Source organism: Clostridium aminobutyricum (assembly GCF_017255415.1).
Taxonomy (GTDB): Bacteria; Bacillota; Clostridia; order Peptostreptococcales; family Anaerovoracaceae; genus Aminipila; species Aminipila aminobutyrica.
In genome coordinates this window covers 70,834-86,195 of sequence record NZ_JAFJZZ010000002.1, presented here as the reverse complement: position 1 = coordinate 86,195, position 15,362 = coordinate 70,834, and the positions used below count along the sequence as shown (strand labels likewise).

Sequence of the window (15,362 nt, the reverse complement as noted above, 5' to 3'; positions counted from 1 at the left end):
GTGAGGTCAACAGAGCAGCTTGCAGGCCTTAGCCTGATAGCATGTTGCTATCAAATACTCCAAATAATAGATGGATTAAAGGAGAGAGAAAATGGCTGAAAGAAGGAATTGGAAGGATATTTCCCTTTGGAAAGATGTGACAGAAGAGCAGTGGAATGATTGGCGTTGGCAAATATCAAACCGGCTGACTTCCGTTGAAGATATCAGAAAAGTAGTAAATTTAACTCCGGAAGAGGAAGAAGATATCAGAAAAGTAATGGACGGGTTCCGCGTAGGAGTCACTCCGTACTATGCATCCTTAATGGATCCGGATGATGTACGATGTCCAGTAAGAATGCAGGCGGTTCCTGTGCTATCTGAAACGCACAGAAGCGATGCAGATATGCTGGATCCTTTACATGAAGATGAAGATTCCCCGGCGCCTGGTCTGACACACCGATACCCGGATAGAGTATTGTTTTTAATAACAGATCAATGTTCGATGTATTGCAGACATTGTACGAGAAGAAGACTTGCGGGAGAGAAGGACGGAGCCAGAGGCAGAGAGGATATTGATGCATGTATTGCATACATAAAGAAGACTCCTGTTATAAGAGACGTACTTCTTTCAGGCGGAGACTGCTTATGTGTGGCAGACGAAACGCTGGAATATATCATCAGTGAATTAAGAAAGATTCCTCATGTTGAAATCGTGAGATTGGGATCGAGAACGCCGGTGGTTATGCCACAGCGAATTACGGATGACTTGGTTAATATGTTGAAGAAGTATCATCCGATTTGGTTGAATACCCACTTTAACCATCCGAAAGAAATGACGCCGGAGGCAATGGAAGCTTTGAGAAAGCTTGCAGATGCAGGTATTCCTTTAGGAAATCAGTCAGTTCTTCTTCGAGGTGTAAATGATTGTCCTCATATTATGAGAGAACTTATGCACCTTTTGGTAAAAAATAGAGTAAGACCGTACTACATTTATCAGTGCGATTTATCTCTTGGTATTGAACATTTCAGAACCCCTGTTTCTAAGGGTATTGAAATTATAGAAGGATTAAGAGGTCACACCTCCGGTTATGCAGTACCTACTTTTGTAGTAGATGCACCGGGAGGCGGCGGGAAGATTCCGGTAATGCCTCAGTATTTGATTTCTCAGTCGCCTGATCGAGTTGTTCTGAGAAATTATGAGGGTGTTATCACCACTTATACCGAGCCAAAAAATCAACATGAATTAGAATGTACCTGTGATTACTGTACCGGTAAAAAGACCTATCATTATGAAGGCGTTGCCGGACTGGAACAGGGAGAAAGATTGTCGTTGGAACCGCAGGATCTGCTGCGTCATAAACGAAATAAATAATCAACTGAAAATAATGATTAAAATGATATAAATGTGTGCACCGAGCTGATGAATAAGCAGCAAGGTGCATATGTTTCTACGCTGAATGAAGTAAACGGCTTTTATGAGCTATGCAGAAAATGAAAAGAGATAAGTATTTTCAACGGCTGATTATAGAGTAAAGGAAATAAGAATGGGATTACTGGAACAATTAAAAGACGAATATAAAATCCTTTCTATAGTTGGGATGGCTAAAAATGCCGGAAAAACAACGGTACTGAATTATCTGATTGAAGAGGCAATGGACGAAGGCATTGTTTTAGGCATTACTTCTACAGGAAGAGATGGGGAAAGCGTGGATCTTGTAACCGGCACGGCTAAGCCGAAGATATTTTTGGATGCCGGTACGATTGTTTCTATTCCGAAGCAGCTATACGAGTTTGCGGACGCAGGGCTTGAAATCCTTCGCATCAGTAGATACAGCACCGCTATGGGACCCATCTTGTTATGCCGGGTAGTTCAAAGCGGAAATGTCCAGATTGCAGGGCCGGTCAGCACGGCAGATCATAAAGAGATGTGCAAAGAAATGCTGGCGCTGGGGGCGGAGAAAATTCTGATTGACGGTGCAATTGATCGAAAATCGATAGCGGCACCGGAAACGTCCGATGCGATTATCCTTGCAACAGGAGCAGTCCTTTCCAGAAGCTTACATAAGATTGTGGAAGAAACCGTTTATACAATCGAACTTTATACGTTACCTGTTTTAGAAAATCAATTCATACAGCAGGTAATTGAGGCTCAAGAAAATAGGAACAGAGTGGTTGTTTTCTCGGATGATAACTTTGAACTGTTGGATTTAAAAACGGGACTCGGTGCAAGTAAGCTGATCGATGAGGCGATAAGTGAGAAAATCACTCATGTATACATTCCGGGAGCGATGACGGGCAGTGTCATAGCGGATATCCATCCTAAAAAGTTCAAAAGGGTAAAATTTGTACTGAAAGATCCTACGAAAATATTTATGGACTATTTCACTTGGGGAAGGCTGAAAAAGCAGGGGTTTTGCGTAGAAGTGATACAGAATATTAACATTGCAGCGGTGACGGTAAATCCGGTCTCCCCATTTGGTTATTGTTTTGAGCACAGAGTGCTGATAGATGCGATGACCGCAGCGATTAAAAATATTCCGGTTATCGACGTCAAATATAGATTCGATTAGGCTGTGCGACAGAGGAGGTGCATTCGGTGAGGTTAGCAAATGAAAAAACAAGAAGAGAAACCGGACTTTCTTATGTAATGCAGAGTGTATACACGGCGACACCTTTTGGTGTCAAGCTTATGAAAGAATTAGTGCCTTTTATGCCGGGGCAAGAGGAACAATTAAAGGAAGAGTTCCTGCGAATGGAACGAATATCCATGTTGATGAATCAACATCCTAAAACGGCAGATATTCTTTATGAATGTTTCATGGAAGTCAAGGACTGTACCTTTACCGTGGAACGAAGCGGCAAAACGGCTTTATCCGTTGTAGAACTATTTGAATTAAAAAGCTTATTAATTCTGATGGAAAAGGTTCGGAAGATTCTTTTGGAAAATAAAGAATACATTCCGGAAGAATTTTTCCTGGAGGATATAGAACCCGCTCTGGACATATTGGATCCGGCAAAGCAAAGAATGAATACGTTTTATATTTATGATGAGTTTTCAGAAAGGCTGGGACCCCTGAGAAAGCAGAAGCGGGAATTGGAAGTTGCCATACGAAAGGAACAGAAAAAAACAAAACTATATATAGAAGAAAAGTATGGTTTGGAAATCAGTCCTAAATTTGAATATGTGGTTTCAAAATCTATGGTACATTTGCTGGCCACTATTTCTCAGATTCCCGAACTTTGTATAAAAGATGAAGACTACATGAATACCACTTTCCAAATCAAACCTTCCGCAGAAGTTCGAGATTGGATGCAGAAGATTGAGGAGCTGAACCAAGAATCGGAGGAAGAAGAAATTCTCGTACGATCCCGGTTATCCAAAGAAGTCTCCGTCTATAAAAAAGAGATCTTACAGAACTGTGGAAAGCTTGGGAAGCTTGATTTTACAATGGGAAAGGTAGTCTATGCTCAAAAGCATCAATGTATCAAGCCGGAAATAGTAAAACAACATCTCATTGAATTTGCAGAGGGACGGCAGCTGGAGGTAGAGGACATTTTACTCTCAAAGGGAAAGGCGTACTGTCCGGTAGGGATATCCCTTTCAGATGGAGTGACCTGTATTACAGGAGCGAACATGGGGGGGAAAACGGTCAGCCTCAAGCTGGTCGGATTGATTCAATTGCTGGCTCAGTACGGATTTTATGTACCTTGCAGTCAAGCACGTCTGGGGCTTTGCAATTTTATTCAGATCTTAATCGGAGACAGTCAGAGCTTAGAGCGAGGCTTATCCAGCTTTGGCAGTGAAATGGAGGAACTAAAAGAGATCCTGGATCACAGCACTTCTCAATCGTTGATTCTAATTGATGAAATAGCCAGCGGGACGAATCCTATCGAAGGGCTGGCATTAACAAAAAGCCTCATTGACTACTTGAGAGAGAAACCTTATATCACGTTGATCACCACTCATTTTGATGATGTGGCAGGACGGAATAAAGTGAAGAATATGCAGGTAATCGGTTTGGAAAATGCAGATTTTGAACGGCTTGATAAGGAAATAAAATATGCCAACAGAAAAGAACGAATTAACATTATCGCAAAATACATGGATTATCGATTAAAACTCGTTGAAAGCGGGGAGGAAATCCCTAAGGATGCGCTGAATATCGCAAAAATACTAGGATTGAATGCGGAAATTATAAATAAAGCTAAAGAATATTTAAACTAGGAAACATTCAAGCTATTTAAGAGCAAGAAGAGGAGGAAAGGAAATGGCAAGCAAACTGAACTTAGATCCAAAAATTATTGACGGCGCACGGTCATGCGCTGCTCGGATTGCACATAGTATGCAAGAATTTATTGATCGGCATACAACGGTTAGTACAGAAAGAACGATATTGCGTTTATTAGGGGTTGACGGAGTTGACGAAGTGGATACCCCGCTGCCTAATGTTGTGGTGGATCAGATCAAAGAGGCTGGAGGACTTCCGAGAGGCGTTGCCTATTGGATAGGAAATGCAATGATTCAGACCGGTTTGACTCCGCAGGAAATTGCAGAAAAGATGGCGGCAGGGCAGCTTGAAATAACAAAACTGCCAACAGCTCCGGCAGAGGAAGCTGAAGAAAAAATTATGCCGGTTGTGCTTGGTGCTTTAGAAAAAATTAAAGCGCAAACTGCTAAACGAAATAACTACTTGGCTACATTGGGAGAAGGAAGAAAACCCTATTTATATGTAATTGTTGCCACCGGAAATATCTATGAAGATGTAATCCAGGCGCAGGCTGCTGCCAGACAAGGGGCAGATATTATTGCCGTAATCCGGACCACTGCACAGAGCTTGCTGGATTATGTTCCTTATGGACCAACGACGGAAGGCTTCGGCGGAACCTATGCAACGCAGGAAAACTTCAGAATCATGAGAAAAGCATTGGATGAAGTGGGCGAAGAGATCGGAAAGTACATTCGGTTATGCAACTATTCCTCCGGAATGTGTATGCCTGAGATCGCGGCTATGGGTGCCATTGAACGATTGGATGTAATGCTGAATGATGCGATTTACGGTATTTTATTCCGGGATATTAACATGCAAAGAACGCTGGTAGACCAATTTTTCTCCAGAGTAATTATCGGATATTGTGATATCATTTTTAACTCCGGTGAAGACAATTACTTGACGACCGACGATGCTTATGAAGCAGCTCATACGGTTCTTGCTTCCCAGTTTATCAATGAACAATTTGCAGTAATTGCCAATGTAAAGGAAGAGCAAATGGGTCTGGGTCATGCTTTTGAAATGGACCCAGAGATTGAAAATGGTTTTCTATATGAATTATCACAGGCTGTTATGGCGAGAGAAATATTCCCTAAAGCACCGCTAAAGTACATGCCTCCTACAAAATTTATGACCGGAAACATTTTCAAAGGACATATTCAGGATGCGTTGTTTAATTTGGTATCTGTTTGGACGGATCAGTCTCTTCAATTGCTTGGCATGCTGACAGAAGCCATTCACACTCCTCATATGCATGACCGATATTTATCTATTGAAAACGCTTCGTATATTTTTAATAATGCAAGAGATATCGGGCAGGAAGTCGAATTTAAAAAGGATGGAATTATTCAAAAGAGAGCGCAGAATGTATTGGACGATGCCAATAAGCTTCTCCATGATATAGAAAAAGAAGGCCTGTTCTCTACTATCGAACAGGGTAAGTTCGGAGGAATCAAGCGTTCCAGAGAAGGGGGCAAAGGTCTCGAGGGCGTGTGCGTGAAGGGAGAAGGATATTTTAATCCATTTATTCCGCTCATGATGGGAGGTGCGAAATAATGACCGCGATAAATAATGCTGCAAGTACGCAAGTTGATTTAACCAAGGTGAAACCATATGGCGATACCATGAACGACGGGATGATGGAATTTGCATTTACTCTTCCGGTTCCATACGGTGAAGAGGCTAGTGAAGCCGCAAAAGCCCTTGTTAAGAAAATGGGCGTGGATGAGCCGAGTTGTGTTTATTCAAAAGACATGGGCGGGGGATTCACCTTTTTCGTTGTATACGGAAAATGCCAGCATACCGTTGATTTTACCACTATAAAAGTTCCTAAAGTGGATGTGGAAATTATGGATCGAGTGGAATGCGGAAAATATATTGAAGACAATATTAAACGAGAAGTGATTATTGTCGGAGCCAGCACCGGATCGGATGCGCATACGGTGGGAATTGATGCGATCATGAATATGAAAGGATTCCACGGGCATTTTGGTCTGGAAAGATACAAGGGCGTTCGGGCTATTAATATGGGAAGTCAGGTTCCGAACGAGGTGCTGATAGCGAAGGCGATTGAGGTAAAAGCAGATGCTATTTTAGTGTCTCAGACCGTTACGCAAAAGGATATTCACATTCAAAACTTAACCAACATGGTCGAACTGCTTGAAGCGGAAGGATTAAGAAACAAAGTGATCCTTGTCTGCGGAGGTCCTAGAATCTCTCATGAACTTGCACAGGAACTAGGTTATGATGCAGGCTTTGGCAGTCATACGTATGCAGAACATGTCGCTTCTTTCGTATTGACAGAAATTTCGAGAAGAGGCATGGCATAAAACGTCAAGGCAAAAGTTAGAAGAGTTAATCTTTAGAATGAAAAAATGATAGAAAGGTAGGGGCTTAGATGATTGATAAAATCAGAACAGCTGAAGAAGCAATCGCTGATATTCAAGACGGTGCGACGATTATGGTGGGCGGCTTTATGGCATGCGGAACACCAGAAATTTTGATTGATGCCCTTGTAGAGAAGGGCGTAAAAGGTTTAACGATTATCTGCAACGATGCGGGAGTTCCTGGGAGAGGAGTAGGAAAGCTTCTTTCCAATGGACAGATTAAGACACTTATTGCCTCCCATGTAGGACTAAATCCTGAAGTGGCACAGAGAATGAATACGGACGTTGCAGAGGATAAACTAGAATGTATATTAGTTCCGCAAGGGACTCTCGCAGAGAGAATTCGAGCAGGTGGAGCTGGCCTTGGTGGATTTCTAACACCGACAGGAGTAGGAACCATTGTAGCGGAAGGCAAGCAGATAATCCGCGTAGGAGAGAAAGCGTTTCTCCTAGAGGAACCGTTAAAAGCGGATTTCGCCTTAATCAGAGGATCTCAAACCGATAAATTTGGAAACACCACCTATAATGGCACAACAAGAACCTTTAATCCAATGATGGCGACAGCTGCAAACTATGTAATCGTGGGTGCTTGCGAGCTTGTAGAAGTAGGAGAAATAGATCCAAATAACGTGGTTACATCAGGAATCTTTGTTGATGCAATAGTAGGAGGTGAAAAACCATGGCAGATATAAAAGTAAGAATTGCAACAAGAGTAGCTAAGGAATTAAAAGACGGAGATGTAGTGAATCTTGGAATTGGTCTGCCTACAATGGTAGCAAATCATCTTCCTGAGGGAATTGACATTGTATTACAATCTGAAAACGGCATGATGGGAATGGGATCGGCACCTGAACCGGGTAACGAGGATGTAGATGTAGTAAATGCAGGTGCCCAGTATGTATCGATCAATCCAGGCGGTCAATTTTTTGATAGTGCTACTTCCTTTGGAATCATTAGAGGCGGACATGTAGATGCAACTATTCTAGGTGCACTCGAAGTCGATCAAGAAGGAAATCTTGCGAACTGGATTGTCCCAGGAAAGATGGTTCCGGGAATGGGTGGAGCAATGGATCTTGTTGTGGGTGCAAAGAAAGTAATCGTAGCAATGCAACATACGCAAAAAGGAAAACATAAAATTTTAAATAAGTGTACATTGCCGTTTACAGCAGTAAAAGTAGTGGATATGATCATTACAGAAATGGGTGTAATGAAAGTAACAGACAAAGGCATTGTACTTACCGAGTTGCATCCGGACTATACACTTGATGAGATCAAAGCAGCGACGGGCTGCGAATTGACTGTTGACCCGAATTTAAAGGCAATGGAAGAAGAATAACGACAATTTCCATAGGCATGACAACGTAACAGCTAAGGCATTTCGCCTTAGCTTTTTTTTGCAAAAAAATAGTTGCAAAAGGTTACAAATTTTCAAACAAATTTACTGCCGGATTAAAGCCGGAACTTGCCTTAACCATGCAAAACGTGTAAAATAAGGTAATAATATTTTGCACCTTGTAGATAATTGTAGTATAATTACGGTATAGTAGATGCTTACATTAATTGGAAGTACAAACGGAGGGCCTTATGATAAAAAATGATATGGATAATGCGGAAAAATTATTGGATTCTGCCGCAGATGAATTGGAAATTTTGGTTTTTACAATAGATGATCAAGTGTTTGGTGTTAATGTATCTCAGGTCAGAGAAATTTTAATGCCTGAAGCTGTTGACAAGGTACCTCAGGGGCATCCTTCAGTGGAAGGCGTCTATATGCCGAGAGATATATTGATTACGGTTATTAATTTAGCAGATTACTTAGGAATTTATCTGCCGCCGGATCAAAGAACGCTATTCATCGTTTCCGATGTCAATAAACTCAACGCTGCTTTTAGAGTAAACAATGTATTGGGTATCGAAAGAATTTCAGATAAAAACATTGAGAAAGCGGAAGTGTCCTATGCAAAAGAAGGTGTACTGTTCGGTATTGTTCGTGTGAATAAACGATTGATTTCACTTGTAGATTTTGAAAAAGTTGTAGAGGATATAGCACCATAAGGAGGGCGAAACTATGGGCAGAGAAAAGAACACCATAGAAAATTCTGCGAAAGCGGGTGTGAAAAGAAAACGGCTTACTAATAAGATAGCGCTATTTATTATGTCGAGTATGGCACTCAGCGCAGCAATAATGATTGGTTTGGCCTATATCATTTTAAATGGACTTACCAAAGGTAATTTCACTATGAATCAAAGCCTTGTTTTAATGATCGCAGCAGGCGTTTTGGTGTGTGTATTTGCCACGCTGATAGTAAGTGGGTTTATCAGACGCGTACTAAAACCGATTCTCGATATTGCTCAAGAAGTTCAATTGCTTTACAAAGGCGACTTTTCCAGCAATGTTGAAATTCACGCCGATGATACTGAAGTTGGAGAAATGGCAGAACATATTGAGCTGATGAGAAGTTCATTTAAAGAGGTCATAGAGGACATTACCCATTGCTGCAAGGAATTAGCGCAAGGGAACTTCACCGTTGAAACCACCGCTGAATATGCAGGGGAACTGGGAAAAGTGAAAGAGGCTTTATCGAATACGATTTCTACCCTCAGAGAACTTGTCAGCCAAGTAGGTTCATCCGCGGAGAAAGTTGCGGTTGGGTCAGGGCAAGTATCGCTTGGTGCGCAATCCGTATCTCAAGGAACGATGCAGCAGGCTAGTGCGATCCAGCAGCTTTCCGCAAGTATTCTTGAAGTGTCTGAGAGTGTTAAGAATACGGCAAGCGGCGCAACTATTGCAGAACAATTGACGAATAAGGTCGGTCAGGAAATGAACATCAGTGACCAAAATATGAAAGAAATGATTGTTGCGATGCAAGAGATCAGTAGCTCGTCCACCGAAATCGGCAAAATTATCAAGGCTATTGAAGATATTGCATTCCAGACGAATATTCTTGCTTTAAATGCCGCGGTTGAGGCTGCGAGGGCAGGAACAGCCGGTAAAGGTTTCGCGGTAGTAGCGGATGAAGTAAGGAATCTAGCGACAAAGAGTGCAGAGGCTGCAAAAGATACCACTTCGTTAATTGAACATTCTATTTCTGCAGTTGAAAATGGAACGACAATCGCCAATACAACCGCGGCTTCGCTGCAAGGCGTTATAGAGGGCGCGAAAGACTTGATTGTTCAAATTGATTTGATTGCGAAAGGTGCAAAAGAAGAAGCGGCAGCTGTGCGGGAAATCACAGAGGGTATTGACCAAGTGTCTGCAGTGATACAAACGAATTCTGCAACGGCTGAGGAAAGTGCTGCAACAAGTGAAGAATTATCCGAGCAGGCTAATATGCTGAGAGAAATGGTAAGCAAATTCCGACTAGCAAAATCAACGAAAGTTGTAAGTGAACGAACAAAGGAATCCGCTATCATAAAGCCTAAGATGAGTCCGGTCACCATGGAAGAAAAGAAGCCGGCAGTGACAGAAAACAGATCGGTAAGGCAGGCTATCAGCCCGGTCAAGGAAGCGCCTAAGCAGATAGCAGCAGAAAATAAACCGATCGTTCAGCAATCGTTGAAAATAGAGGAAGAACCGCCACAGGAAAAACCGGTACAGCGTACACCGTTTATTGCAAAAAAAGAAGAGAAACCGAAGCCTTCTGCAACCGCAAGACCGGAAAAGCCTCCGGCAAGAAAACCAAAGGAAGAAGAACGGGCAGCAACGCTGACTGGTAAGACCATTAATGATTATTCGGATAAATATTAGTTCATATAAATAGGAGAACGTAAGATGAAGTTTCAAATTGTTGATGCTTTTTCAGACAAATTATTTGGAGGAAACCCTGCCGGTGTCGTTTTAATCGACAACGGTCAGGAGTTTCCTCTTGACGTTACAATGCAAAAAACAGCTGCAGAGTTGCGTTATTCTGAAACGGCCTTTGTAAAGAAAATGAATGAAAATGAATTTACTATAAGATATTTTACACCGGCTTCCGAAGTTGAACTTTGCGGGCATGCGACGATAGGCTCTTTCGGAGCGCTACTGGAAACGGGCGTAGTCCGAGACGGCAGTTCGTATATCTTACATACTTTAGCGGGAACGTTGCAGGTTGAAATAAAAGATGGACTTATATGGATGGATATGGCATTGCCACAGGTTGTGAATACATTGTCTAGAAGTGAACAAAGACAAGAACTGGCAAATGTGATGGGAATTCATGAGGACGACTTATATTTAGAGCCGCAAATTGTTTCAACAGGGCTTCCGGATATTTTGATGGGTGTGCGTTCTTTAGCAGTGCTAAACAATATACAACCTGATTTTCCGGCTTTATCCAAGTTATCGGAACAGTATGGCGTTACAGGAGTTCATGCATTTTCATTGGGAACGGATAAAGTCACTGCGAATTGTCGGAATTTTGCTCCGCTGTATGCCATTGATGAAGAAGCGGCAACCGGTACGTCTAACGGAGCCTTAACCTTTTATTTGTATCAGCAAGGATTCATCAAAGAAGAGCAGGAGAATTTATTTATTCAAGGGGAATCGATGGGAAGACCTTCTAAGATCATGAGCCGATTGCAGACCGTGAATGAAATCGTAAAAATACAGGTGGGCGGAGTTTACAAAAGATTAGCGCAAGGGGAGATTTATATTTAAAATAAAAATGAGCGAATTAAAAACGGGGGCTATCTAAAATTCAAACTTTTTAGATAGCCTCTTTTTTGGTGGATTTTATCGCAAATGCTTGTCCAGCAGATCAATAAATGTATCTAACGATTCTGCTTTTGAAAATAACGCCCGTGCGTTGGTATTGTTCCCGCCGCCTTTGCCTTGATAAATGGAAGCGTTCTCTTTTACAAGCTTTCCGCAATCAATATTTCCGTTTGAGAATAATAGTAAAGTGTGATCGGATTCGGAAACAATAAGCAAAAGAGTCTTTAGTTCCGGTATGAGAGGTCTTCCGATGTTTAATAAATCATCGACTTTCAGATCAGTATAACGCTTAACCAGTATCTTGGAGCCTCTTTCCGGAAGAAGCTCTGCTTTGATAGAAGCCGTTCTGTCGGATATAACCGATTGCTTTAATACATGAAGCTCGCTTTTAAGCATTTTTGTTTTTTCTTCTTGTACGGCCATCTTTTCAAGTAAATCGCTGCTGCTCGCGGAGTATCTGTTGTTTAATTTCATCATCATTTCGTGATACTGATTAAAAAGAGTGAACGCCCTTTCTCCGGCTTCGCAGTATACACGAAACATGCCTTTATAATTTTCCACTTTTAGAATCTTGATGAGGCCTACCTGACCGGCACTGGAAGGATGCGTGCCGCAGCAAGCTACACAATCCGCAGCATTATCGATATCGCCGACACATACAATAGAAATGTCTTCATCTAATGCCAAGGCCTTCCGAAGAGGTAATTTTTCAGCCTCTTTCCGTGTTTCAAACCTTCTTACAGAAACGGGGGCATCTGACCAAACCACCTGATTGGCTAAGTGCTCAGCTTTCATCGCCATCTCCCAAGTGAGTGACTTAAATTCAGGCTTCTCTTCCAAGCTGATGTCAATCGTCATGTACTCTTCGCCCATGTGGAAGCCTCTATTTATTCCGCCGTATTCACGATAAAATATACCGGATAGAATATGTTCGCCGCAATGCCGCTGCATATTGAGGAAACGATGAGCCCAATCCAATTCACAGAAAACATCTTCTCCTTTATTCCACACGATATTACTGCCACTGCATTGTATGGTGTGGTAGATAATTCCATCCCGCTCAGAAACATCAATAACCTCGAAATTGTTTATCTTGCCTTTATCGCAACTTTGCCCGCCGCCGGTGGGAAAGAAAATAGTTGCATCCATTACTAAAACAAAACCTTCTTTGTATGGAGTGGCTTCCAGAAGTTTTGAAGTGGTAGACTTTAGATAGGGATCTTGTTGAAATAATTTAACCGTATCCATAAAATTCTCCTTAAAATAATTAAAATAATTATAGCACAAATTAGGCATCTTGTTATATAATAAATTTAAACCTGTACTAATTTGCTCTTATCGATTTCATGTGTAGTATAGGACAACTCATAGACCGCATATACTCTGTGTAAATGGAGGCTTGTAACTATGAAGAATGTAACATGGAATAAATTAAGATTGACATTGTGTCTCATATCTATTGCTGTTATAGTCGCTTCAGTACCAACTTATCGTGAGGTGCTGCGAAACGTTGAGAAAATAACATCTACGGACTGGATTGTCATAGATGCGGGACATGGCGGTTTTGATGGAGGCGCATCGAGTGCGAATGGTGTTCCGGAAAAGGATATTAACCTTGCCATTGCGAAAAAAGTGGAAAAAATGGCTTTAGCCGATGGCTGGAATGTGACGATGACTAGAAGTGAGGATGTCAGCCTGAATAAAAGTGAAAAGGGTGCCATACGAAGCAAGAAAACGAGTGACTTGCTGGAACGAAAGAGAATCATTTCAGAAGTTGCGCCCATAGCTACCGTCAGCATTCATTTAAATAGCTTTACAGCGGACCGCTCCGTTCATGGGGCGCAGGTATTTTTTCCTTCCGGTTCTGAAAACAATTCAGTGATTTCCGAAAGTAAGCGATTAGCCGAGATCGTCCAGGAACAACTGATTAATGAGATTAATGATGGCACGGAACGAACCGCTTTAAGTAAAAATGGTGTTTTGATTTTGAAAAATCCAAAAACTCCCATCGTGATTGTGGAGTGTGGATTTTTGTCGAATTATGAAGAAGCAAAAATGCTGCAAAGCAGTGAATACCAGGAAAAATTAGCGAAAAGTATCTATAATGGGATTATGATTTTTGCTGATAAAGAAGGAAAAAGCAAGTTGAAACTCATTGACAGCCAGTCTGGGAACATGGGTTTATAATGGAGAAAATAAATCTGTGGATAACTTGAAAAGTTATTGCACATCTAATCATAAAACTATTGAAAAATACAGGGCTAAGAAGAATAAAGATATCCACAGTGACAAGTGGAACAAATTGTATACAAACCGAAAAAAGAATGTGGAAAACTTGATTGACAGGCTAAATATCACACGCTAAGGCCTGTTGAAAAATGTTTCGAACAAACCATAAAAGGTTTACATAATATACGGATTGGATTACAAGATGAAACGATATGGAGGGACAAATGTTAAAGGAAAAAAGCTACTTTAAAGAAGAACTGCCAATAAATGTTACCACGGCTCATATTGAAGATTACCCTATCCACTTTCATGATGATATAGAAGTCGTATATGTGCTGGAAGGTTCTATTGCTCTTAAAAATGGCTATTATAATTATATTTTAAAACAAGGTGATATTTTTATCCTGAATGATAGAGAAATTCATAGCTTTACCAAAACAAACGAAGGCAATATGGTCATGATGCTACAATTGGATTTATCCTATTTCTCCAACTATTATGGCAATTTAAAGAATAATTTTTTTGTGACAGATATGCAGGATGATGACGAAAGCCTTGATATTTTAAGAAATATTTTAGGCAGAATCATGATGGAGATTTTGGAAAAAGGATATGGCTATGAACATAAGGTTATTGAAAGTACACATAATTTACTGGCGTGCCTATTAGCAGACTTTCAATATTTCCTCATGGAAGACGGCAAATTTATCAATGAAACAAAAAATAAAGGCAACAAAGTGTTAGCAGGCCGTTTGAGAAGGATCACCGGATACATGTATGAAAATTATACAAGAAAGCTGACCTTAAATGAAATTGCCGATAAAGAACACCTAAGCATCTACTATTTATCTCATGTGATTAAAGAAGCTACGGGCTTAAGTTTTCAGGATTTACTCAGCTTTATCCGAGTGGAAGAATCCGAGAAACTGCTTCTCGGAACCAATAAAAAAGTCGGAGCTATTTCGGAAGAAATGGGTTTTTCAGCAGTTCGTTACTATATAAAACACTTTAAAACTTGGTTCGGAATGCATCCGCTTGAATACCGAAAAAAATTTACCGATAAAGTAAGCAGTCGGGAAACGGCAGCAAAATATATTCGATGCTCCCCTCAGGAGATTGAAGAAGCAATACGTAAGCAAGTAAAGGGTGTTTACACAGAATATATTAAAGGTAAGAAGCCGAATCCGGTCATTGTGGAACTCGACATTATGGCGGCACTGCAGGAAGAATCGGCAGAGAACAATTTCATCGGAACGCTGCTTGAAAGAGACAATATGAAGCCTATCGCAAGGCCTTACAATCTGATGGTCAGCTTAAAAGAGCGGTTGCTGGCATCTGGTATTAACTATATGATTACAACGAGCTGCAATGGTACGGCAGAGATAAACAGTATAAGCATCCTTGTTTATAATATCAACGATTTCATTAAAAACGATCTTCAGCATGCGGAAAACAGAGAAAAGATTTATGAAATTGCTTCTCAATATGATGAGGAAGGTGAATTTCTGATTAAATGCCAAGGCTTGTCCGGCGAGTTTAACGTAAGCCGATACAAGATTTCACAGAAGAATATTGTGACAGCCTATCAGGAAGGCTTGAGAGCGCCTGGAGTGGCCAGCAAAAGAGAAACCCTTATAAGCAGCTGGTCAACGCTGCCGGATGTGGAGTTCAGTGCGATTACAACCTCTGAAGCCCTAAGTATCCGTTCTACAATGAGAGGAATCAGTGCCGAGATCATATTGATTGATCGTCAACAGCAGTCCAATCATTCTAAAGCGAAGCAGCTTCTTCGTTAATGGACAA

At 41.1% G+C, this 15,362-nt stretch carries 13 protein-coding genes; 12 read left to right on the top strand and 1 reads right to left on the bottom strand.

Annotated elements, in window-relative coordinates:
• Positions 1-91 precede the first annotated feature (91 nt).
• The 10 genes from kamA to JYB65_RS06585 all read left to right on the top strand — a co-directional run bounded on the left by kamA (position 92) and on the right by JYB65_RS06585 (position 11,273).
• Positions 92-1,351, top strand: coding sequence for a lysine 2,3-aminomutase (gene kamA, locus JYB65_RS06630; protein ID WP_206581874.1), 1,260 nt, complete (start codon positions 92-94; stop codon positions 1,349-1,351).
• 172 nt (positions 1,352-1,523) lie between these two features.
• Positions 1,524-2,549, top strand: a complete 1,026-nt coding sequence (gene kamB / locus JYB65_RS06625) for a lysine 5,6-aminomutase reactivase subunit KamB (RefSeq protein ID WP_206581873.1) — start codon at positions 1,524-1,526, stop codon at positions 2,547-2,549.
• A gap of 26 nt (positions 2,550-2,575) precedes the next feature.
• A complete protein-coding gene (kamC, locus tag JYB65_RS15200) occupies positions 2,576-4,204 on the top strand; it encodes a lysine 5,6-aminomutase reactivase ATPase KamC (RefSeq protein WP_206581872.1) in 1,629 nt (542 codons plus the stop codon).
• Between the two features lie 43 nt (positions 4,205-4,247).
• Positions 4,248-5,804, top strand: a complete 1,557-nt coding sequence (kamD, locus tag JYB65_RS06615) for a lysine 5,6-aminomutase subunit alpha (RefSeq protein ID WP_206581871.1) — start codon at positions 4,248-4,250, stop codon at positions 5,802-5,804.
• Entirely contained in the window at positions 5,804-6,577 is a 774-nt protein-coding gene (gene kamE, locus JYB65_RS06610) for a lysine 5,6-aminomutase subunit beta (protein WP_206581870.1), read from the top strand. The genes kamD and kamE overlap by 1 nt, the downstream gene beginning before the upstream one ends.
• 71 nt (positions 6,578-6,648) lie before the next feature.
• On the top strand, positions 6,649-7,326 hold the full coding sequence (locus JYB65_RS06605; protein ID WP_342366644.1) for a CoA transferase subunit A: 678 nt from the start codon (positions 6,649-6,651) through the stop codon (positions 7,324-7,326).
• Positions 7,314-7,970 carry a 3-oxoacid CoA-transferase subunit B gene (locus JYB65_RS06600; RefSeq protein WP_206581868.1) on the top strand — a complete coding sequence of 219 codons (657 nt, stop codon included), beginning with the start codon at positions 7,314-7,316 and terminating at the stop codon, positions 7,968-7,970. Before JYB65_RS06605 ends, JYB65_RS06600 begins: the two co-directional genes overlap by 13 nt.
• Positions 7,971-8,218: 248 nt before the next feature.
• Positions 8,219-8,689, top strand: coding sequence for a chemotaxis protein CheW (locus JYB65_RS06595; RefSeq protein WP_206581867.1), 471 nt, complete (start codon positions 8,219-8,221; stop codon positions 8,687-8,689).
• 13 nt (positions 8,690-8,702) lie between these two features.
• A complete protein-coding gene (locus JYB65_RS06590; RefSeq protein WP_206581866.1) occupies positions 8,703-10,382 on the top strand; it encodes a methyl-accepting chemotaxis protein in 1,680 nt (559 codons plus the stop codon).
• A gap of 24 nt (positions 10,383-10,406) precedes the next feature.
• Positions 10,407-11,273, top strand: a complete 867-nt coding sequence (locus tag JYB65_RS06585) for a PhzF family phenazine biosynthesis protein (RefSeq protein ID WP_206581865.1) — start codon at positions 10,407-10,409, stop codon at positions 11,271-11,273.
• Positions 11,274-11,348: 75 nt separating this feature from the next.
• On the opposite strand, the gene JYB65_RS06580 is transcribed toward JYB65_RS06585, so the two are convergent.
• Entirely contained in the window at positions 11,349-12,578 is a 1,230-nt protein-coding gene (locus JYB65_RS06580; RefSeq protein ID WP_206581864.1) for an alanyl-tRNA editing protein, read from the bottom strand.
• A 159-nt stretch (positions 12,579-12,737) separates the two neighbouring features.
• On the opposite strand from JYB65_RS06580, the gene JYB65_RS06575 reads away from it, so the two are divergent.
• The gene (locus tag JYB65_RS06575; RefSeq protein ID WP_206581863.1) at positions 12,738-13,517 is read left to right on the top strand and encodes an N-acetylmuramoyl-L-alanine amidase; all 780 of its coding nucleotides are present in this window, start codon (positions 12,738-12,740) and stop codon (positions 13,515-13,517) included.
• 266 nt (positions 13,518-13,783) lie between these two features.
• On the top strand, positions 13,784-15,355 hold the full coding sequence (locus JYB65_RS06570; RefSeq protein WP_206581862.1) for an AraC family transcriptional regulator: 1,572 nt from the start codon (positions 13,784-13,786) through the stop codon (positions 15,353-15,355).
• The last annotated feature ends 7 nt before the right edge of the window (positions 15,356-15,362 follow it).

Bases quoted from the DNA above. Each gene is read 5' to 3' on its own strand.
- kamE (WP_206581870.1), top strand. From the start codon at position 5,804: ATGACCGCGATAAATAATGCTGCAAGTACGCAAGTTGATTTAACCAAG.
- JYB65_RS06580 (WP_206581864.1), bottom strand. From the start codon at position 12,578: ATGGATACGGTTAAATTATTTCAACAAGATCCCTATCTAAAGTCTACC.
- kamD (WP_206581871.1), top strand. From the start codon at position 4,248: ATGGCAAGCAAACTGAACTTAGATCCAAAAATTATTGACGGCGCACGG.
- JYB65_RS06600 (WP_206581868.1), top strand. From the start codon at position 7,314: ATGGCAGATATAAAAGTAAGAATTGCAACAAGAGTAGCTAAGGAATTA.
- JYB65_RS06575 (WP_206581863.1), top strand. From the start codon at position 12,738: ATGAAGAATGTAACATGGAATAAATTAAGATTGACATTGTGTCTCATA.
- JYB65_RS06570 (WP_206581862.1), top strand. From the start codon at position 13,784: ATGTTAAAGGAAAAAAGCTACTTTAAAGAAGAACTGCCAATAAATGTT.
- JYB65_RS06585 (WP_206581865.1), top strand. From the start codon at position 10,407: ATGAAGTTTCAAATTGTTGATGCTTTTTCAGACAAATTATTTGGAGGA.
- JYB65_RS06590 (WP_206581866.1), top strand. From the start codon at position 8,703: ATGGGCAGAGAAAAGAACACCATAGAAAATTCTGCGAAAGCGGGTGTG.
- kamB (WP_206581873.1), top strand. From the start codon at position 1,524: ATGGGATTACTGGAACAATTAAAAGACGAATATAAAATCCTTTCTATA.
- kamA (WP_206581874.1), top strand. From the start codon at position 92: ATGGCTGAAAGAAGGAATTGGAAGGATATTTCCCTTTGGAAAGATGTG.
- JYB65_RS06595 (WP_206581867.1), top strand. From the start codon at position 8,219: ATGATAAAAAATGATATGGATAATGCGGAAAAATTATTGGATTCTGCC.